General features: G+C 39.0%; 9 protein-coding genes. 2 read left to right on the top strand and 7 right to left on the bottom strand.

The genetic code is table 11. From position 1 onward, the window contains the following. Window positions 1-121 precede the first annotated feature (121 nt). Window positions 122-3,004: an aminomethyl-transferring glycine dehydrogenase gene (gene gcvP / locus M0R16_12320; protein MCK9613659.1), complete on the top strand. Its 2,883-nt coding sequence runs from the start codon at window positions 122-124 to the stop codon at window positions 3,002-3,004. 9 nt (window positions 3,005-3,013) lie between these two features. Here the strand turns inward: gcvP and M0R16_12315 are convergent, their stop codons facing one another. From M0R16_12315 to M0R16_12285, 7 genes are all read right to left on the bottom strand, one after another. Next, a complete protein-coding gene (locus M0R16_12315) occupies window positions 3,014-3,157 on the bottom strand; it encodes a peptide-methionine (S)-S-oxide reductase (GenBank protein ID MCK9613658.1) in 144 nt (47 codons plus the stop codon). Window positions 3,158-3,391: 234 nt separating this feature from the next. After that, entirely contained in the window at window positions 3,392-5,812 is a 2,421-nt protein-coding gene (locus M0R16_12310; GenBank protein MCK9613657.1) for a tetratricopeptide repeat protein, read from the bottom strand. Between the two features lie 488 nt (window positions 5,813-6,300). Next, window positions 6,301-6,501, bottom strand: a complete 201-nt coding sequence (locus M0R16_12305) for a hypothetical protein (GenBank protein ID MCK9613656.1) — start codon at window positions 6,499-6,501, stop codon at window positions 6,301-6,303. A 731-nt stretch (window positions 6,502-7,232) separates the two neighbouring features. Further along, window positions 7,233-9,212 (bottom strand): glycosyltransferase family 39 protein, encoded by a 1,980-nt coding sequence (locus M0R16_12300; protein ID MCK9613655.1) that lies wholly within the window; start codon window positions 9,210-9,212, stop codon window positions 7,233-7,235. 115 nt (window positions 9,213-9,327) lie between these two features. Continuing rightward, window positions 9,328-11,715, bottom strand: a complete 2,388-nt coding sequence (locus M0R16_12295; GenBank protein MCK9613654.1) for a PKD domain-containing protein — start codon at window positions 11,713-11,715, stop codon at window positions 9,328-9,330. 12 nt (window positions 11,716-11,727) lie between these two features. Continuing rightward, entirely contained in the window at window positions 11,728-14,031 is a 2,304-nt protein-coding gene (locus M0R16_12290) for a PKD domain-containing protein (protein ID MCK9613653.1), read from the bottom strand. A gap of 30 nt (window positions 14,032-14,061) precedes the next feature. Beyond that, window positions 14,062-14,484, bottom strand: coding sequence for a hypothetical protein (locus tag M0R16_12285; protein MCK9613652.1), 423 nt, complete (start codon window positions 14,482-14,484; stop codon window positions 14,062-14,064). A 355-nt stretch (window positions 14,485-14,839) separates the two neighbouring features. Here M0R16_12285 and M0R16_12280 point away from each other — a divergent pair, with 355 nt between their 5' ends. After that, entirely contained in the window at window positions 14,840-22,747 is a 7,908-nt protein-coding gene (locus tag M0R16_12280; GenBank protein ID MCK9613651.1) for an HYR domain-containing protein, read from the top strand. The last annotated feature ends 128 nt before the right edge of the window (window positions 22,748-22,875 follow it).

The following is a 22,875-nucleotide window of genomic DNA, read 5'->3' as shown; positions in this document are numbered from 1 at the left end:
TATTTTCCACTAGTGTCTCCAGTTGTATTTTAAAATTTTTCTTGACATTATTTTATTCTTTACCATAATGCTATCTTTGCAAACTGAAAATCATAAATTTTTTTACTAAATATTTCAAAACATGATTACTAATAATTTTGTTAACCGCCACAACGGCCCCAGAGGAAGGGAAATAAAGCAAATGCTTGAAGTTATAGGTGTTGCTTCTATAGATGAACTTATTGACCAGACAATACCAAAACCAATTCGTTTACCAAAACCATTGAATTTACCTATAGGTATCAATGAATATGAGTTTTTGAATCATATAAAAGAAATCGCATCCAGAAACAAAAATTATAAAAGCTATATTGGAATGGGTTATTATGGCACAATTACTCCGGGAGTTATTATTCGTAATATTTTGGAAAATCCCGGCTGGTACACTTCATACACTCCTTATCAGGCTGAGATTTCGCAGGGACGTTTGGAAGCTTTGCTTAACTTCCAGACTGTAATATCGGACCTGACAGCCATGCCAATTGCCAACGCTTCACTGCTTGATGAAGGAACAGCAGCAGCAGAAGCTATGCTTATGTTCTTTAATTCTCGCAGCCGGGAACAGATTAAAAATAATGTCAATAAATTTTTTGTTTCCCGATGTGTTTTTCCTCAAACCATCGAAGTGATTATCACCCGTTCAAAGCCGCTGGGAATTGAAGTGGTGATTGGGAACCATAATGAAATTGACTTAAATAAAACATATTTCGGAGCTTTGCTTCAATACCCTACCTCTAACGGAAAAATTAACCATTATACGGAATTTGTTGAGAAAGCTCATAATGCAGACATTTCTGTTGCAGTGGCTGCTGACTTATTATCGCTTACCTTGCTTACACCTCCCGGCGAATGGGGTGCCGATGTTGTTCTGGGTTCCACTCAGCGATTTGGATTGCCAATGGGATTTGGCGGTCCACATGCCGGATACTTTGCAGTAAGTGAGAAATTCAAACGCAATATTCCGGGACGTATCATAGGGATATCATTAGATGCCAACGGTAATCGTGCATTGCGCATGGCTTTGCAAACACGCGAACAACATATAAAACGCGAAAGAGCCACATCCAACATTTGCACAGCACAAGCCCTACTGGCCATTATGTCGGGAATGTATGCTGTTTACCACGGGCCCGAAGGTCTTAAGGAAATTGCTGCTCATATTAATACCCTCGCAAACATACTAAATACAGAACTTCCAAAGTACGGGTTCAAACAAGAAAATGAATTCTTCTTCGATACTTTAAAAGTTGCCCTGCCAGATAATGTGAAAATAGCAGACCTGAGGAAACTAGTACTTGAGCAAAAAATCAATCTGCGCTATATTGATGATAATCACATCGGTATTTCTTTGGATGAAACCACTAGCCTTGGCGATATAAATCTTTTATTTTCAATATTTGCCAAAGCCGCCGGGCATTCTTTCCATCCTGTTACTTCTATCACAAGCACACAATCTTGTATTCCTCAAGCATTAAAAAGAACTTCAGCATTTCTGAAACATGCTGTTTTCAACACATATCATTCAGAGACAGAAATGATGCGTTACATTAAAAAACTTGAAGTAAAAGACCTCTCCCTCAACCGTGCCATGATACCTCTGGGTTCCTGCACCATGAAACTCAATGCCGGAACCGAAATGTTTGCACTTAGCTGGCCTGAGTTTGGAAATATTCACCCCTTTGTCCCTGAAGAACAGGCAGAAGGTTACCATTTTATGATACAAGAATTGGAAAAAGCATTTTGTGAAATTACCGGATTTTCCGCTATTTCTTTTCAACCGAATTCCGGGGCAGCCGGAGAATATGCAGGTCTGATGGTTATTCGTAAATATCAGGAAAGTATTGGTCAAAGCCATCGGGACGTTGTACTGATACCTGCTTCGGCACATGGAACCAACCCCGCCAGCGCCGTGATGGCAGGAATGAAAGTTGTTGTGGTAAAATGCGATGCACATGGAAATATTGACACCGAAGATTTGCGCGAAAAAGCAGAGCAATACAAAAATTCTCTTTCGTCCCTGATGGTAACATATCCCTCAACCCATGGCGTTTTTGAAGAAAATATTTTGGAAATTGTTGACATTATTCATAAAAATGGCGGGCAGGTGTATATGGACGGCGCTAACATGAACGCACAGGTCGGGTTTACCAGCCCTGCACAAATCGGTGCTGACGTCTGCCACCTTAACCTGCATAAAACTTTTGCTATTCCTCATGGAGGAGGCGGCCCGGGAGTTGGCCCAATCGGTGTTGCAAAACATCTTGTTGAGTTTCTGCCTGTGCATATTTTCAGCCCTTCTTCAGATAATAAAAATGGAATAACAGCTGTGGCTTCGGCACCTTTTGGAAGCGCTTTAGTACTCACTATTTCTTATGCATACATTAAATTAATGGGCGGCAATGGCCTGACGGAAGCAACAAAAATGGCTATACTGAATGCAAATTATATGAAGTCCCGCCTTGAAAAATATTACCCAATACTTTATACCGGTTCAAAAAACAGGGTGGCTCATGAAATGATACTCGATTGCAACGAAATTGACCATAAAACCGGTATCGGAGCAATAGATATTGCCAAACGGCTTATGGATTACGGCTTTCACGCTCCAACAGTTGCTTTTCCTGTTCATGGGACACTGATGGTGGAGCCCACAGAAAGTGAACCATTTTATGAGTTGAATCGTTTTATTGAAGCTATGGTTGCCATTAGAAAAGAGATTCACGAAATTGAAGAAGACAAAGCCGACAGAAATATCAACATCATTAAAAAAGCGCCACATACAGCTCAGATGCTTGCTTCAGACACCTGGGACCTCCCCTACAGCAGAAAACAAGCAGCTTTCCCGATGCCATGGTCAGATAATGACAAGTACTGGCCTACCGTAACCCGTATTGATGATGCTTACGGCGACAGAAACCTTGTGTGCGCCTGTGAACCTGTTGAAAGCTATAATAAAGCTGAATAAACCGCCTTCCTACTTAAGGAATTTTGAATAGAAGTTGCGGATTTTTACCAATTTGGGATTGATTACAGCCACACAATATCCTTTTGATGGATTGTTTTTATAATAATCCTGATGATAATTTTCTGCAGGATAGAATCCGTTATATAGTTTGATTTCAGTTATTATTTTATCGTCAAAAAATTTTTCATCAGTAAGTTTTTTTAGGTTTAATGGACAAAATTCAGGCTGAATAGTTGTTCAAAGGTAATAATACCATTGCTTAATATTTATATGAAATGTGAGCAAAACGATTAAAAAATACCCTGACGACTTAGAATCGTTGCTCTTTGAAACTTTATAATAATAAACTTTATCCAGAACAAGGGCTCAATCTGCCCGGAGTTTTTATTACTGCGGTTTCATCAGAGAGAATCCGCAATGCTGCTGAACCATGCTACGGGCATTCATATTGCCACCTTGTGCCGACAGTTGCCAGTCGGCACAGGCCTTAGCACTTTCGCCGGTCATCTGGTAAAAATTTCCGCGGGCAAAAAGCAGGGCTGGGTTGCCAGGTATGCGTTTCAGCCCCCTGTTATACGATTCAAGTGACAGGGGATAATTGTGTTGAATGTTATATGTTACAGCTAAATATTCATAAAAGCTTGGTTCTTCAGGAAATATTTCTATTCCTTTTTCAAGGTATACCACAGCTTTTTCATACATACCGTGTTCGCCGAATTTTCTCCCGGTGCCCCTGATAAAACGTTTCATTGCTTCCGTATCAGATTCATTTATTTTGCCCCCGCTATTTAAAATGCTGTCAAGTCGTACCATTTGCATGGCTTTTTTCAGGCTGCTATCTGACAGGGTGAATTCCGGAAAAATTTCCTTTGCTTTTCTGAAATCTTCAGCAGCGCCTTTAAAATCTGCATATTCCATGAGAAGCACTCCCCTGTTATAATAAGAGCCCCAGTTAAGGCTGTTCATTTTAATGGCTTCATTGAAATCATCCATAGCGCCCTGAAAATCCTGAATAGCAAACCTTATCCTGCCCCGGTTGTTGAAATAATGAAAGTTTTCAGTATATAAACTGATAGCTTTGTCAAAATATTTCAAAGCTTCTTTGGGTTTATTATTTTCAAAATATACCGAATAACCAAGGCTGAACCAGGCATAATGGTTTTTAGGGTCTTTATCTAAAGCTTCTTGCCAAAGTGTTACCGAGTTTTTCCAAGTATCACACTTCAGATAGGTCAGTATACTCATTGATAGAATTAGCGCAACCAGTGTCGTCCACACATAGAGAGGCCGGAACCGCTGTAGTAGTTTGTCGGCAGCAAGGGCTGTAACAAGAAACAGGCCAATGTATGAAGGATAAGCGTACCTGTCGGCGGCAAGTATACGCCCTTCAATAGAAATTAACTGCAACACAATGCTGATACATACAGTGAACCATATCAAACCCAGAAGTGCCAAGCGGCTTTTTCTGAAATATTTGTAGATGATAAAAGCGGAAACTAAAAGAAAAACGTACACAAGCAAGGCCTTTAAAATCAAGGCTGTTTCCAGCCCGCCACCTGCAGTATGTGCAGGATACGCAACCATAGGATTCAGGGGGATAGCCAAAAAGAATCTGCCGATATAAAAAAGCAATGTATTGGGGAAAAGTATCAGGCGCTCAGCAAAAGTATAAGAATTATAATCCACAGACTGTGTTTCCCAAAAACGCAGGTAATCAAAATTCATAGGCATCACTGTCTTAAATACTATATAAATATTATTCAGAAATCCTATATTGGAAAAATGTATAATGATTAACTCAGTAAAAAAAATTATAAGCGGTATAAGTACAATTGCTGGTTTAAGTACACGGGTAAAAAGTGTTTTTGATAAAAGAAACTCATTCTTTTTCATAATAAGTAGCATAAAAACACCGGTAAAAACCAGCAAAAAAACTACAGGTATTGTAAAAACAATCCTTTGTGCATAATGATTAACACTGAAATAAAAAGCAGTAAAGCCCACCACCAGCACAGTCATTATTACAAGATACCAGAATGAGGCAGTAATGAAACGGGACTTTTTTGGTTTTATGAATATATTGAAAATAAAAATCAACAACACTATCAATACTATTAGCAAAGAGAGCTTCCATTTATCATACATGAGCAACACCAGCAATAGTTTTTCAATAATCAGTAAGACCGAAAATTTTCTTTTGTAAAACCAGTCGAAACCTAAAAACAGCATTGGCAACACAAAAGCCTGTATTTTAGCGAGGCTGGCAAGGTAGGTAAAAATAATAACAAGCAGTAACCATATCCATGGCTGCTTTTTCAGCAAATAATTCCGGTAAGTAATAACCGAAAGCAGTAAGAACAAAACAAACAGCAGGTCTTTGCGCCCGGTAACCCAAGCCACAGGTTCAATAAAAGCCGGGTGTACTGCAAAAAGTGTAGCCGTTATAAGCGCTACCGTTTCTTTTTTTGTGATTCGCTGCATAAGAAAATATAATAACAAAATATTCACAAGATGCAGCAACACATTATGAAGATGATACCATCCGGGTTTTTTACCGAATACGGCATTGTCAATAATAAAACTCCATATGGCAAGAGCTTTATATCTTGAAGTTTTATAGTGATGTAAAAAGTTTTCGGAGCTGAAAACCGAATATGATGTTTCTGTCTTAATATTTTGGTCATCATCCCAGTAAACAAATGAAAACTTTGATGTCTGCAAATATATCAGTCCGGTAATAAGTAACACTCCCACCAGTACAATACGTAACTTCCATGTTGAAAAAATTGCAGTTTTTTTCTCAATCATTACAGGATTTCTTTTCTGTGTGTGCTTCAAGTGAAGTGCTTTTAGCTGTGTATTTGTGCAGCAAATATAATGCTTGTAACTGAAATAGTAATCTCCCCTGTCGTTTTCGAAATTTTTTTCTCCTGGCCTTATTAACTCATTTAATATGTATCGGGCAGATTTAGACTTTTACCCTACCCAAAAATTCTTAAAATGCTATTGTTTTTCAATTTCAATATTATAGCGTTCCGGATTGTATTCTTTCAGCCATTCCATATGTTTTTTATAAAAGTCGGGATCTGATGTTTTTTTGCGTTGTAGTTCCTCATCATAAGCTTTTGGTTGTCCAGCATCAAAACTTCATAACTTTTTTGTTTTGCATCAAAAGACTCCAGGTTAACAGGATTGGCCTGATTCACTTTTTCATATTCCTCAGGATAGTTTTTTATCCATTCCTCATTTTAAGCTGTATAGTTGGGGTCACCAATTTCGGGAGCATGTTCAGATACTTAAAATCCTTTAATCGTATCTTTTATTATCCCTGTTGTAACTTCCTTCTTGGTTTTCTGTGATGAATCAGGAATGCTTATATTCTTGGCCGTTGAATCCACCTGCACCGCCATATACATTGGTGGAATATCATAGTTTATACTTTTATTTTCTTCGGTAACAATAACCGAATCGGAACCATAGAGGGCAGAATTATCCATAAGCATTGAAAAATCAGGAGGTGGTGTTATTGCAATAATAATTGATTTTAATGAATCGTTTTGTTTGTCTAAGGCAGTAAAAATTACTTTGGAACAATATCTGCCGGTAAGCTTCTGTCATTAACAATAGCTACGCTATCAGATGAAATAACCACAACACTGTCAGCGGTAGTATTTGTGCTATCAACTATCCCCTATGAAAAAATTTCAGGTGTAAAAATATTTTATTGTAAGTGCTCCATAAAATTCAAATTTAATTTTTAAAAAATATTTCATCGTGTTATAATTTGTAAATAACTATTTCATGTAAAAATTGTTTGACAAAAAATATCAGTACACATAAAAAATGACATTAATCATTTTTTTCTGATTGTTGAAACTCTATACAAAAGTTTTTTCTATGCGGTAACTGCCAGGTATTGATATTTTTGTTAATGATTTTTTCAAGTTGTTTTTTGTCTTTGCAACACGAATGCCACTCTTATCAATAAATGAATTTCTTTGAAGAAATATTCTGTGTCTTAAAAAAGATATTATTTTTTTATTGTCAATATCCAATAACATCAAATTTGTTATTGTGCTCAAATACAACAGCAGTCTAAGTAGAAATATTTCTGGAAGTATGTATTTTTAATTGTTAATTTATTATTAATTTAAATGTATTTATAACACATGCAATTCTGCAAATACTTTTTTTGACAGCATAATGATGCTATAAAAAATTTGAAGAATTAATATTTTTTTCTTGACAATTTTTTATAATACTCCGCTTTTTTATACTCTTTAACATGGCTGAAATAAGCGGCTAAATTTTTACAGAGTTCCGGATTGTCAGGCTGCTTTTCAATAGCCATTTCCCAGTATTTTATTGCATTTAGTGTATCCTTTCCCAGCAGGTAATAGTTACCGATATTTACATAAGGGAGGTCGCTTTCAGGAGAAACCGACATGATGTCATGGTTTGTCTGTATGGCTTTATCTGTTTTGCCCAGTTCAAAATACATAGCGGCCAGATTGCTGTATCCCGAGACATTACTGCTATCCAGTTTCAATGCAGAAAGATAATATAACTCAGCAGTATCAGTTACACCAGCTTCTTCATACGCCTTGGCTAGATTAAAAAGCGGCTCGGAATATTCATTATCGGCGATAGCAGCCGTCTTCCAGTAGTTCACAGCTTCCTCTTTTTTCTTATAAAACTTATATGCTATGATTCCAAGATTATTCATACATACAGCATAATCAGAATATATTTCCAGCGCCTGCTTGTAATGCTTTTCCGAGAGCCTCACCAGCTCCTTCTGCCTTGTATAATCTCTGCTTGCAGGAATTTGGTTATAAAGAAATGAAGCATAAACTGCATGCGCTTTTGCTGAATTGTGAAGGTACTTAATATCGTTGGTGTACAAACTTTTGAAATCTTTCCACTGTGAATTTCTGCTGATGGTTTTCACTGAAAAAAGAAGAAATATAATTAATAAAATGATACCCGGCTTTTTATATGTTTTTATTTTTTTAGTCAGTTTTTCATTAAGGTTGATTTTAAAAATTTTCGGCAAAATAAATGCCAGTGCTAGGCAAAAACTCAGGGAAGAAGAAAAAAGAAAACGGTCAGCCACAATACCCGGTGGTGGGTTAAGCAGATTGCTGTAGATGGAAATAGTGATAAAATAATATAAAATGGCAAAACTGAGAACGTGTTTCCGCCTAAACCGGAATAAGGCTATGCCCAGCAACATTATGCAAAGTAACAAGGAAAAAAGATTCCAGACAGTAAAAGGATTTGTTACCGATATCTGGTCATAGCCGTAATAAAAAAGCAAAGGATGCGGAAACACCAGCAGGCGGAAATAAAACAACAGCACACTGAGAGCCGCTCCTAACCGGATCAACAACCCTTTTTCATAATACAGGGGATTTTCAAAAAACATTATTTTCCTTTGGATTTCGGGCAGCAGCAAACGCGGTATCAGGATGCAGAAAAATACTACCAGAAGCAATATACCTGTTATTTTCAGAATGTTTTTTGTTTTTTCAGCAGTGAAAAAATAAAGGCTTAAAGGTATCACTACTACAAACACCATGGCGCCAGCTTTTGAGAAATACCCGAAAACAAGCATGAAAACAGCCAGTAATATAAACCTCCATTTTTTCGCTTCGGTATATTTTATGGTTAAATACCATGCAGCCGCAGTTCCCATCATACTTAGGAGTTCATCTCGGTTTTTCAGGCTAGCAACTACTTCTGTGTGTACCGGATGTGCTAAAAATAAAAGTGTTGCCGCCAAAGCAAGCCAGGGATGATAGGAACGCAATAATTTCTTCAATATTAAATAAAGTAGAAGACATAGAATAAAATACAGGATAACATTAATAAAATGGCTGATGTGCGGGTTGCTTCCAAACAAGGCATACTCTATTGCAAATCCAAGTTTTACCATAGGTCGGTAATCATAATTTTGCCTTGCATTAACATAATATCTGGTGGTAAAAATTTCCTTTATGGCTTTAAAGCCTTTTTGAATCTGAGGATTGTTATAGGTAACAAAATCATCATCAAAAGAGTATTTATTGGAAATGGTGTTGCCATAAAGCACAAAAACCAAAAGCAATAAAAACACCGGGACTTTAAGAGTATCAATTATCTTTTGATTCAATAAAGAATGAGGAGTTGCAGTTTTAGTAAATGTTTTTTTTACATACATATTCATTATGCAACTTTTTATTTTTCATCCGGCGCATGAAAAAAGATTCAGTGCAAATATAGAAGTTTTGATTCTTATAGATATTTAAGACTATAAAAAACCAGGATGTATTCTTAAATGTTTACCTAATTAAAGTAACTATTCCTTTCACTTTATGGTCTTTTCCTGTGTTTTCATTCACATAAAGCAGGAAGCTGTAGATGCCTTCGGCAGCTTCTTTGCCATTGATTTTTCCATCCCATCCGTTTTCAATATTAGAAGAGAAAAATATCATTTTTCCCCAGCGGTCAAAAATATAAAACCTGTACGATTCCCTGTCAAACCCAATGATACTCGGTTTAAACACATCGTTAATATGATCCCTGTTGGGAGTAAATGCATTGGGAATAAAAATAACAAATTCCGGAAAAATTAAAACATCTTTAATAATGGTGTCTCTGCAATTATAAGTGCTTGTGGCAACAAGCATCACCGAATAAGTTCCTGAATCGGCAAAAGTATGATGAGGATGCTGTTCGTTAGAGTAATTATAATTGTAAGAACCCGGGTCTCCGAATTCCCAATACCATGCGTTTGCGTTTAATGATATATCTATAAACTGCATGTTCGTAATGCCTGCATAACCAATATCGGGATTGGTATAAAAATTAGCGACTGGAGTCGGATACACTCTTACATAAGCTGTATCCTTAATATGGCATCCGTTGGTATCCATGGCCGCAAATGTTACCATATAATAACCTTCGCCTCCATATACGTGAGAAGGATTTTGTTGATAGCTGACATTGCCCGGTCCGTGTATGTCACCAAAATTCCAAAGCCATGTAGAGTCTTCAATCATTTCTTCGGGGAAGATATCTGTGTTAACCCAATGTGGCGAACATCCTTCATTTGGAGAAACAAATATATTGACCATTTCCGTATTGTAAATGTTCACCTGAACCGTGTTGGTTCCGGTGCAGCCCACACTATTTGTTCCAAATACAGTATATGTAGTACTTGTTTCGGGCATTGCAATCACAATGGGTCCATAGTCCTGAGTAAGTCCATCGGAAGGTGTCCATTGATAAGTGTCTGCTCCGGTAGCAACAAGGACTGCATGACCCTCAGGGCATATATAAGTCAAAGGAGGATCCACACCGATATTAATTCCGGCCAGAACAAGCTGTGCTTGGTGAGCGCTATCAGTACAGCCTGTATTAGGATCAGTATAAGTATATGTTATTTGATGTGTTCCCACTCCTGCCAAAGCCGGGTCAAACATATTGCCATTAACTCCCGGGCCAGAGTAGTTGCCTCCAGCAGGTCCTCCTCCGGTAAGCTGAAATGGAGCAAAATTTACACATACATGCGGCAGCACAGCAAAGGTAACTAAAGGTAAGTTATTGTATGCCACAGAAGCGTTTCCGGAAGAAGTACCGGTGCAGTTTGCATCTGACACTGCTGTTACTGTGTAATTTCCCGTTACAGGTGTATTGATAATATAGGGAGTAGTATTAATACCATTCACGGTAGTTGAATTCACTCCATCAAAATAAGTAATAGACCATGGCGGAGTGCCGGTAAGAGTTATAGTAACAGGTGCTGTAGCGCCCGTTCCCGGGCATATAGAGCCGCCACCACTGACTGTGGCAATGGGAGTTTCATATACAATAACCTGATGTATTACATTGGTTGTGCATGGTATAGCGCTGATGATGGTAAGGCTTACATCATAAGTCCCAGGACTGGCAAAGGTGTGAACAGGATTTTGTGCCGTGCTGGTAGTGCCGTCATTAAAATTCCAGGACCAGTTTGTTATGGTGCTTTGCGCTGAAGTGGATTCATCATGAAATGTAACTGCTTGTCCGGTACACGCCGCATTGTTACTTCCGGAGCCTGTCCATGAAAATTCAGCTATATCCGTAATAGGAACAATAGCTGATAAGTCATCCAGCATAATGTACGGCTGATCTGAACAACCCAGGTTGTAAACCGAAAAAAGGAGGTGACCCCAGTTTTGTGATGGCGTAAAGCTAACAGTATGCACTACCCATTGATCCATATGTGCTGCATCAAAAACGTCACCGGAACTCCACAACAATTCAGAATGGTCACAGCCGCTGTTGCCACCCATATTTCCCCAAATCTGCAATTCGACACATCCGGGTAGTATCCCGCCACCTGTAGAGGCTGTGGTAGCCAGGGCAAGTGTAAATTCATAAGTTGTCCCAGCAACCATAGGGCTGCTGAGAGTCTGGCTGGCGCCTTCAACCCAGCTACTGCCTCCCCAAACCAAACCAATATATGAACTGCCTTCATATGGTGGCAAGTTTATTCCCCATGACCCTGGCTGTGTATCCGGTGTGTTCCCGGGCATGCAGATATCCCATCCGGGAGGAGTAACATGCGGCTCCGGAGTTCCTTCGAAAGAAGGGTTGTTCACCGTAAGTATAACACCTCCGCACTGGGCCATTACAAAAGTGGTAATGTTTAATAGGATAAGAAATAAATATACTGTTTTTTTCATGGATATGGGTTTCTATCTTAATAATGTAATTGTTCCATTCTTCTTGTACTCTATGTCGTCATAGCCTTTCGCATAAATAATATAATAGTAAACACCGTCTGAGCATCTTTCACCGCTCTTGCTTGTACCATCCCATACATCTTTCTTTTCTTTTTCCACGGTAAACCCGCTGATATTCGTTGAAAACATTTCCTTTCCCCAGCGGTTAAAAATTTCTATTTCCATTATTTCTATTGCCTGAGATTCAATTTGAAAAACGTCATTTACACCATCTCCATTGGGTGTAAAAATATTTGGCACCGTAATCCACGACGGGCGCATGGCATCAATGTATATTGTCATCGTGTCGGGGCAGTATTCCGGAGGACCTGAATTTACATACAATGTTACCTCATACAAATCCACTATATCGTAAATATGTGTAATGTTCGAGCCTGTCCCCGTTCCCCCATCACCGAAATCCCAGTAAAAATTCATACCGTAGTTACCTGTATAAATAAACTCAACCGACAAAGGAACATACCCCGAAGTTGGTGTGGCAGTGAAATCTGCGCTTACCCATGCACTGGTCGAAATGTTTGCGCTTTGTGTGGAGGTACAGCTATAATCATCGGTAATGGTCAGGGTATAATTTCCCGGACATAATCCGTTCGCAGTAGATGTGTGTTGAACAGGTATGGTACTCCAAGAATAATCATAAGAGCCAAAGCCTCCTGTTACCGAAGATTCAATAAATCCATCACAATAGGTAGGGCAGTCTTCATCGTCAGGAGCAAGTGTGATATGAAGCTGTGGTTGTTGTGTCAGTGTAATCTGATCTGAATCGCTGCAACCATTATGATCAGTAACAACGACTTGATAAGCGCCGGCAGGCAGGCCAGTAGCTGTACTTGCAGTGTCTCCTGATGGAGTCCATTGATAACTGTATGATAGTGTGCCTCCAGAAGCTGTAACTGTTGCTGTTCCGGTAGATGCACCAAAACAGTTAATATTTGTACTGTCGGAAATATTTACAATAAGTAATGGTGGTTCTGTGATAGTTATGCTGGTTGAGCTTTGGCAGTTTACGGAATCGCTGACAGAAACAGTATAGGTTCCTGCCGTGAGCCCTGATGCAGTAGGGCCGTTACCCCCGGAAGGAGACCAGAAATAAGTGTATTGGGGTGTTCCGGCGGGTACTACCGTTGCCGAACCATCGCTGCCACCAAAACAGGAAACATGGTTGTTTACAATAGTATTAAGCTGCAATTGCCCTACATAAACTGAAACAGAAGCCGTACTGGCACATCCATTGGAAGTGCCGGTAACGGTATAAGTTGTGGAAGCTGACGGAGTGGCAGTAACCTGTGCTGCATTGCCAAGGCCATTACTCCAGCTGTATGAATTAGCACCAGACGCAGTAAGAGTTGTTGACATCCCCTGACAAATAGCTGCAGGATCGGCAGTTGCAGCAACCGTTGGATAATCATGTACAATAACCTGTTGCACTACCTGAGTTGTACACGGAACATTGCTATAAATTGTAAGTGTAACATCATAAGTCCCCGGAGTAGTGTATGTATGTGCAGGATTCTGGGTTGTACTTCCGGGACTTCCATCTCCAAAATTCCAGTTCCAGTTAGTTATGGTTCCACTTGTTGATACAGAAGCATCTGTAAATGGCATCGGACTGTTTACACAAACTCCCGGAGCATTAAATGCTGCAACATCGGATTGGGGGATAATGGGTGATAAATTGTCTAACATAAGATAAGGCTGGGCCGAACAACCCAAAGTATGTACTGAGAAAAGCATATGCCCCCAATTCTGAGAAGGGGTAAAAGTAACCGTATGTAATACCCATTGGTCAATATGTGCAGCATCATAGACATCTCCCGATGCCCATAATAATTCAGACATATCACAACCGCTGTTGCCACCACTGTTTCCCCAGATTTGCAGTTCCACGCATCCCGGTAGTATTCCTCCACCAGTTGATGAAGTGGATGCCAATGCAAGGGTAAAATTATATGTGGTGCCGGCAATCATCGGGCTGCTGAGTGTCTGGCTGGCGCCCTCAACCCAACTGCTTCCACCCCATACCAAGCCGATATAAGAGCTTCCATCATAAGGAGGCAGGCTGATTCCCCATGAACCCGGCTGTGTATCGGGAGTTACACCCGGTTGGCAGATGTCCCACTGCGGTGGAGTTACATGTGGTGCGGGGCTTCCTTCAAATGAAGGGTTATTCACAGTTAATGTTGGGCCGCCGCATTGCCCAAAAGAATATAATCTTGCAAATAAAATAACTGTAATAAATAATAAATATTTTCTCATTGAATCCTCAGTAATTTATAAATAATGAATCTATTTTTTGTTTTCAAGGTCATCCACAGCAATCAACTCTCCGTCGAGAAATATAGTGTTAACCCCAACCAACCTTAGCAGATCCTGAAAATCATTAATTTTGGATTCGGGTTTTAAAATGACAGTTGCATTGCGTTGCTGTTTATCACCATGTATTTCAGAAATATCAACAGAAATAACAAGCTCATGGCCTTTCAGAATTTCAATAAAATTTTCAATTTGTTCCTGTAAGAGCATATTCTCAATAACAAATGTAAACACTTTTTCATTTTTCTCATTTAAACTAGCAACATTCCCAGTGCATTTCCGGTTAAATTTCAGTAAATAATCATTTCCTGTGTTTTGTGAAAAAGCCTGCATATAAAAGATAATGCAAAAAGCAAAAACCAAAATAGATTTTAAAATTAATGGAAGTTGTTTCATAATTAAGTTTATTATAATTAATATTGTGTTATTTTATTTTACTTATTTAATGACAAATATATTAATAATCTGGTTGCTTTAACAATTTTTTTATTTATTTTAAAATTAATAATATTTATTTTTTAAAAAATTTTATTGCATATATTTGCAGGTAATATTATTTTTACAAATAATCATTAAGTTACTTATTTAAATTTTGAATAAAAAAATACACAATCATTTTTTACTTTTTTTAAATGCAAAAAATATTTTTTTTGAAAATTGCTTTTTTTGCTTTTTGATATTATTATCTTTGTTATCGTATAATTTATTTAAATTTAATAAATATTTCTAAATCAAATTAATTCTTTTTCTTATGAAAAAAACTTTATTAATCTTTTCTATTTTGTGCTTAGTTTCGTTATCGGCTTTTTCGCAAACCAAAGTATTATATTATTGTGATTTTTCACCGACAAATGACCAAATATACAACGCTTTGGATAATTTGGCTTGTGATGTCACATACGTTTATAACGATGCAGATTTTCAGACAGAAATTGCATCCCCTGAAAATTACGACATAGCAATCTATTATCCCCAGGGAAATACGCCAGACTCTATTTCTGTGGCGGCATTGGCAAATTTTATAAATACATACGGAAAAACCGGAATGTATTTTGACTGGACTCAGGATAACTTACTGAGTTTGCCACTTGGAGTGGATTATACCGGGAATATTGACGACCAGGCCTCGTTAAACGTAACAGACGCGACATTAAGTGCAGGACTTCCTGCTAATCCTGTTCCACTTTCCAATGTTTCCGGATGGGGTTTCTACACCTTTGGGTTAATACCTGTAGCAGGTACCTCCATGGCTGTTTATAATCCCGGCAGCTCTGAAGACGCTATAATTTTAAGCATGAGCGGACATTTAATAACATTCGGATTTTACAATGATGCCATTCCCTCACCAGAACTTTTTGAAAATGCCATATTGATGCTAAGCCCGAAAATATTTACGACACCTTTTGCAGGGACATGGTGCGAAGGAGAGACCTTAGATGTGAGTTATACTTTATTTAGTGCCTATAACCCCGGTAATATTTTCTACGCACAACTCAGCGATGAAAACGGTAGCTTTGCCAGCCCTGACACTATTGGCTCCTTAGCTTCCACAACAGCAGACACTATTTCATGCACCCTGCCTACAGGTATAAATCCCGGTAATCTTTACCGTATTCGTGTAGTTTCTTCCGACCCTGCTGTTATCGGTTCCGAAAACGGCAATGACCTGACTATAAATACTGCTCCGAGATTGTTATGCGCAGATACCACTGTTGTAAATGATCCAGGAGTTTGCGGAGCAAACGTAAATTACGTTGTAAACGTAAGCGGAGTCCCTGCTCCCACACTATCATACGACCCCATTGCTCCCGGAGGTTCTTTCCCACTTGGAACAACAACAGTTCAGGTTATAGCAAATAACATCTGCGGCAATGATACATGTTATTTCAACGTAACGGTTAATGATACCGAATCTCCTGTTATTACATGCCCGACAGATATTAATACAAGCAACGACCCTGGAGTTTGCGGAGCAACGGTGAATTATCCCCAACCTGTTGTAACAGATAATTGTAATACGTTTAGTATACCCGGTTATACCTACTTGGGTATTTTTAATAATCATAGATATTTTTTATCTAACCTAGCTACTGATTTTGATTCAGCTAACGCTGCAGCAATAGCTCTGGGTGGCCATCTCGTTTATATCAATTCTGCTGATGAGAATACGTTTCTTACATCTTCTGGTTCAGATTTCTGGGCAGGTGCTGTTCAGGATATTTTCAGTCCATTATATTCTGAACCCAATGGAGGCTGGGAATGGTTGGATGGAAGCGAAATTACATACACAAACTGGATCTCCGGTGAGCCAAATAATACCGGAGGAAATGAGAATTATATAAATGTTTGGGTAAGTGGATTGTGGAATGACCTTCCTTCATCATGGATTATTCACTACATTGTTGAATTTGACGATGTGATACAAACAGCCGGCCTCCCTTCGGGTTCGCTATTCCCCATTGGCACAACTACTAATACTTTCTTAGCTACCGATGCATCAGGAAACACAAATACTTGCAGTTTTGATGTAACCGTTACTGATGATGAAGCACCTGCCATAGCTTGTCTGCCTGATCAGACAGTAAATACGGACTCCGGCGAATGCACTTACGTAATTGAGAATTCAACCCAAATTGTAACAACAACTTACAATATTTCATTAAGTGACTTATTCAATCTGACTGAGGTCTGTGGTGGGGGAAGTTATTACAACTGGAGCTCTTGGCCGGCAGGTTTCGATTGGACAGATACAGGCAACGGAACTGTAACGGATGTACAACTACAATTTAGCGTTGGTGTTGAATGTTCAGGTGGTTACTTGCATTCCACTCAGCTTAATGGAAATAATGAAGGTGGTTTTGCCACTTCTAACTGGTGCTTATGCAATGCTCCTTCTAATCCAGACCATATTGTTACGCTTAATCTGAATCCATCCAATTATGTGGTTGGAGGTCTAAATTCATTCAGAATACTTGATTATCCTAATTCATGGGGTTTAATACCTGATGCCTTATTATCCGGGTATTATGCTCAGGTAACAGTTACATATAATAAAATTGTAAGCTTTGATCCGGCATTCTCTGACAATTGCCCCGGGGCATTTATTTCTTACGTCTTAAGTGGAGCAACAACTGGTACTGATACTGCATCGCTCGACGGGGTTATACTAAACGAAGGATTAACAAATATAGTCTGGACCGCCACCGATGCTTACGGCAATACAAATTCATGTTCCTTTGACATCACCGTAGAAGACAAAGAACTTCCATCTATCACCTGCCCTTCTGATGTGAATCAAACCGCAGATTCAGGGCTATGCGAAGCTTCAGTTACTATTGGCCCCCCAACTGTTGATGATAATTGCGGAGTGGATTATTATATGAATAATTATAACGGCACTGCCGACGCCAGCGATATTTATCCCGTTGACACCACTTATGTTACCTGGACAGTTTTTGACATTCACGGCAATACAAATACCTGTATTCAAACAGTAATTATAACGGATGATGAAGTTCCATCAATTACATGCGCCCCCGACCAAACACAAACCAACGACCCCGGTATGTGTGGGGCATACGTAACTGTACTTCCTCCGGCTACCGCAGATAATTGCGCTGTTAATTATTTTTCTAATAATTATACCGGTACGGCTGATGCAAGTGCATATTATCCTGTGGATACTACGGTTGTAACCTGGACCGTTTACGATGTTCACGGTAATTTTAATACTTGTCTGCAGACAATTATTGTTACCGATGATGAACCACCTGTTATTTCTTGCCCCTTTGCTCCTTACGGTGCATTCAGACCTGCAGACCCCGGCATGTGCTATGCAACCGTAACAGTGCCCACACCAAATACCTGGGATAATTGTGACGTTGATTATTTCATTAATGATTTCACTGGAACATCCAATGCCAGCGAGCAATATCCGGTCGGAATTACTACAATTAACTGGACAATCTTTGATATCCACGGAAATTCCAGCACTTGCATTGACTATGTTAGCGTCATTGACAATCAGCCGCCTATAGCTTCTACAACAGATATCACTATATACCTGAATTCAAATGGGTTTGCATCCATCAGTGCATCTGATGTAAATTCTGGCTCATATGATAATTGTGCAATAACCAATATGACTCTTTCCAAATATATTTTTGGCTGTGAAAATGTTGGTGCAAATACAATTACATTCACGGCTTATGATGCTGCAGGAAATATTGGTACTGCTATGGTAACCGTAACAGTGATTGACAACATTCCTCCTGTAATTTTTTGCAACAATATCACTGTTGCGTTAGATCCTACCGGCAATATTACAATCACTCCCGAACAGATGTTTTACGGGGGCTATGATGCTTGCGGACTAAATGTGATGAGTGTTTTGCCAAACACATTTACATGTGCCGATGTTGGAGTTAATAGTGTTATACTTAGCGTTACAGATTTAAATGGAAATACGGGTACCTGCTCTGGCACAGTTACAATCGTGGATAATACACCACCAGTAGCTGTTTGCAAGGATATTTATGTACCCTTGAATTTTATGGGCTATGCAGATATTACTGCTGCAGATATTGACAATGGCTCCTCCGACGCATGTGGCATATCATCCATGACTGTTACACCAAGTCATTTTACTTGCGCCAATATAGGCAATAATAATGTAACACTTACTGTAACAGATAATAATGGCAATGTGTCAACATGCATTGCTGTTGTTACTTTTGACGATGTTACTCCACCTTTGTCATTCTGTAAAGATATTACCATTCAGCTTGACTCAACCGGAAACGCAGATATCACAGGGTTCATGCTTGACAATGGCTCCTACGATATGTGCGGTATTTCAACTTATGTTCCGAATATCACTCATTTTACCTGTTCACATATTGGCGATAACACAGTCATACTTACGGTTACAGACTTTGGAGGGAATCAGGCATACTGTATGTCAACTGTAACTGTTGAAGATTATATCCCCCCTGTTGCTGTCTGTAAAAATATTACAGTACCCCTTGACATTTCAGGATTTACTGTCATTACAGCCAGCCAGGTAAATGACAATTCATATGATGCTTGCGGAATCCATTCACTTACTGTATCTCCACAATACTTCACGTGCTCTGAAGTTGGAGAAAATAATGTTACATTGACTGTTACAGATGTTAACGGAAATGTTTCTTCCTGCACGGCTATTGTTACTGTTGAAGATATTACACCTCCAGAAGCTTTTTGTCAAAACCTTACTATGCTTCTTGATGCTACTGGAAATCTGACAATTACAGCATCACAGGTCGATGTGGGTTCTTTTGATGAATGCGGCATAGATAATATGGAAGTGTCTCCTACTCAGTTTTCATGCGATAATGTTGGTGCAAATACTATTACTTTGACAGTAACAGACATGAGCGGTAACTCTTCCACTTGTAATGCAACCCTTACGGTTCTTGACCTCACACCTCCGGTAGTTAACTGCCAGAATATTACATTAGAACTTGATTCAACAGGCAATGCCACAATAACTGCAGCAGATATTACTACAGGCTCATCTGATGCTTGTGGAGTAGCTTCCATGATTGTTACTCCAAACACTTTTACTTGCGCAAATGTTGGGACAAACAATGTACTACTTTCTGTAACCGATGAAAATGGGAATATTTCGACATGCCAGTCTATTGTTACTGTGGAAGACAATATGCTTCCCGCAGCTCTGTGTAATAACATCACTGTGGAACTGGATGAATACGGCAGCGCAACCATCACCGAAGATCAAATAAACAACGGAAGTTATGATAATTGCGGCATTGCTTCCATCGTTCTTGATGATTACGATTTTAACTGTTATGATATTGAACTCACACAACCTAATGACTTTGCACTGAATTTTGATGGTATCGACGATTATTTGCAAAGCGGAACAACAAACGCCATCAAAGTATTGCCACTAACGATTGAAGCATGGGTGAAACCTGAAATTCGTTCAGAAATAACTAATTTGTATCCAAGCAATGTGATAAGCAATGACATTCCCGGGCAATATGGACACGGCTTTGGTGCCAATATCAATTCTCAGTTAAATCAAATCACCGTGGAATATGAAGACGGATTTATAACAATAAATAATGCAGGATTAATAGCAAATACATGGCAACATATTGCTGTTGTCTATACTCCCGGTAATGTAAAAACATATTTAAATGGTGTTCTGAAAGATAACACAAATTATATTCAGGCACCTTTGAATGGAGGAAACTATCTATGGGTTGGGAAATATAATGATGATAATTCTGTCTATGGAACAAGAAGGTTTTATAAAGGACAAATTGATGAATTAAGAGTATGGCAGAGAGGTTTAAGTCAGTCAGAAATTTTTGCCAATATGAATTTAACACTTACCGGTAATGAATCTGAACTCTCATTATACTACCCCATAGAGAATGGAAGCGGCACTGTTGTTACTGATGTTTTAGGTGGCGCAAGTTCAACTTTGGTTTCTATGGATGCGGCCATGGCATGGGTAAGCCCCGGTGCACCTGTTCAACAAGAACCCATCGCCAACAATACAGTCATGATGACAGTAACAGATGTTAATGGGAATGTTTCAACATGTGTATCTCAGATTACTGTTATTGATAATGTTGCTCCAATTGCATTATGCCAGAACATCACGGTTCAACTTGATGCAACCGGAAATGCTGAAATTACTCCATCACAAATAGATGATGGTTCAAGTGATGCCTGTGGCATAGCAAGCTTAACTGTTGAGCCAAGCGTTTTTACATGTGACAATGTAGGCCTAAACAATGTTATACTCACAGTTACTGATGTCAACGGGAATGTTTCAACCTGCACAGCTGAAGTAACAATAGAAGATAATATACCTCCTGTTGCCATCTGTCAAAATATTACTGTTGGATTGGATAATACCGGCCATGCAAGCATAACTGCAAATGATATTGACAATGGCTCAGGCGATGCCTGTGGCATTACAATGACTGTTTCTCCAAATACTTTCATCTGCGACAATGTAGGCGCCAATACAGTTACATTAACCGTAACTGACGCAAACAATAATATCAGCACATGCACTGCCCTGATTACAGTTGTTGACAACACCCCTCCTCAGGTTTTATGTCAGAACATCTCCATTTATCTCAATTCCTCTGGCCATGCAGCCATTATCCCGGAAGATATTGACAATGGTTCAAACGATGCTTGCGGCATAGCATCTCTGGGTGTTTTCCCCAATGAATTTATCTGCTCCAATGCTGGTGCAAATTTTGTAACGCTGACAGCAACCGATGTTAACGGAAATATTTCTTCATGCATAGCTGTTGTTACAGTGCTGGATACAATAAAACCTATTATAACATGCCCCGGGAACATATATACTAATTCTGTACCAGGTACATGTAACATCTCCGGTATTATTCTTGGCTTCCCAACTTATACGGATAATTGCATCATTTCAAGCGTTGAAAACAACGAACTTGCGGTTTATCAGGTGGGAACAACTCTTGTAACATGGACAATCAGCGATGTGTTTGGAAATGTTACTACATGTATTCAGACTGTTTATGTTGAAAGTGCCCCATTAGCAGTAAACGACACAGCAATAACGGCCGAAAGCACTCCTGTATTGATACCCATACTTGCCAATGACCTTGATTGCGATAACAACTTAAATCCATCTTCAATAATTATTACTGTCGTCCCGGGTCATGGTACAATTACAATTGATTATATTAATGGAACTGTAACATATACACCGGATTTCCTTTTCACAGGCATGGACCAATTTAATTACCAGATTTGTGACTCTACCGGCCTTTGCTCGGAAGCCATGGTCTTTGTCAACGTAGTTCCTGTGAACAACCCTGTACTTGGCATTGCCAAAGCAGTTTCCAACATCAAAGAAATGCCTGACCATAGCTTCAATGTAACTTATGTAATTACCGTTGAAAACTTAGGCAATGATGTTATCTCTAACATTCAGGTTACAGATGATTTAAGCATTATTTTTACATGGCCAGTCACTTATTCTATTGTTGACCCTCCGAATACAAACGGCAACCTAACACCTAATACTTTCTACGATGGAAGGAATGATATAAATCTCCTTGAGAGCAATACCAGTTACCTTGATATTGATATGAGTACAACCATCTCTTTTACTGTCAATATTGTAATATCAGGTGCAAGGCAAACTTTCTGCAATAGTGCGGCCGTTACAGGATTAAGTTCTCTCGGGATTATTGTTTCAGATATCTCTGACTTAGGCTATACAAGCGATGCCAATTCAAATGGACGGCCAGACGATGAAGATGAAAGTGACTGTACTCCCGTTACCATCACACCTTACGATGTCAGAATCCCTGAAGCTTTTTCTCCGGACGGAGACGGAATAAACGACCTCCTTGTTATCTCAGGCATTGAAGAATATCCTGATAACAAACTTTCCATTTTCAACAGATGGGGAAATATTGTGTATCTTATGGAAAGATATGATAATACATGGGATGGCAAACCCAATGAGAATGTATTACTTATGGGTAAAAATATTCTCCCGCAGGGAACGTATTATTATATCTTTGAACACAACAAGGATAATCGGGAACCCAGAACAGGATTCATTGTTATTAAATACTAATTGTTGAACCTCTAAAAATTATACAGCTATGAAAAAGTTAATCATCATATCCGCAGCAGTTATCAGCCTGTTTGTTTTCAAAGGTGTCAACACCCCAGTGCAGGCACAGTACGACGCCATGTTCACCC

The sequence above is a fragment of the Bacteroidales bacterium genome (genome assembly GCA_023228145.1).
In the GTDB taxonomy this organism is placed as follows: Bacteria; Bacteroidota; Bacteroidia; order Bacteroidales; family CAIWKO01; genus CAIWKO01.
The sequence above is the reverse complement of the archived record's forward strand: the minus strand, read 5'-3'. Positions and strand labels throughout refer to the sequence as shown.

Coding starts and splice junctions, on each gene's coding strand:
- M0R16_12300 (MCK9613655.1), bottom strand. CDS start 9,212: ATGAATATGTATGTAAAAAAAACATTTACTAAAACTGCAACTCCTCAT.
- M0R16_12295 (MCK9613654.1), bottom strand. CDS start 11,715: ATGAAAAAAACAGTATATTTATTTCTTATCCTATTAAACATTACCACT.
- gcvP (MCK9613659.1), top strand. CDS start 122: ATGATTACTAATAATTTTGTTAACCGCCACAACGGCCCCAGAGGAAGG.
- M0R16_12285 (MCK9613652.1), bottom strand. CDS start 14,484: ATGAAACAACTTCCATTAATTTTAAAATCTATTTTGGTTTTTGCTTTT.
- M0R16_12305 (MCK9613656.1), bottom strand. CDS start 6,501: ATGGATAATTCTGCCCTCTATGGTTCCGATTCGGTTATTGTTACCGAA.
- M0R16_12290 (MCK9613653.1), bottom strand. CDS start 14,031: ATGAGAAAATATTTATTATTTATTACAGTTATTTTATTTGCAAGATTA.
- M0R16_12280 (MCK9613651.1), top strand. CDS start 14,840: ATGAAAAAAACTTTATTAATCTTTTCTATTTTGTGCTTAGTTTCGTTA.
- M0R16_12310 (MCK9613657.1), bottom strand. CDS start 5,812: ATGATTGAGAAAAAAACTGCAATTTTTTCAACATGGAAGTTACGTATT.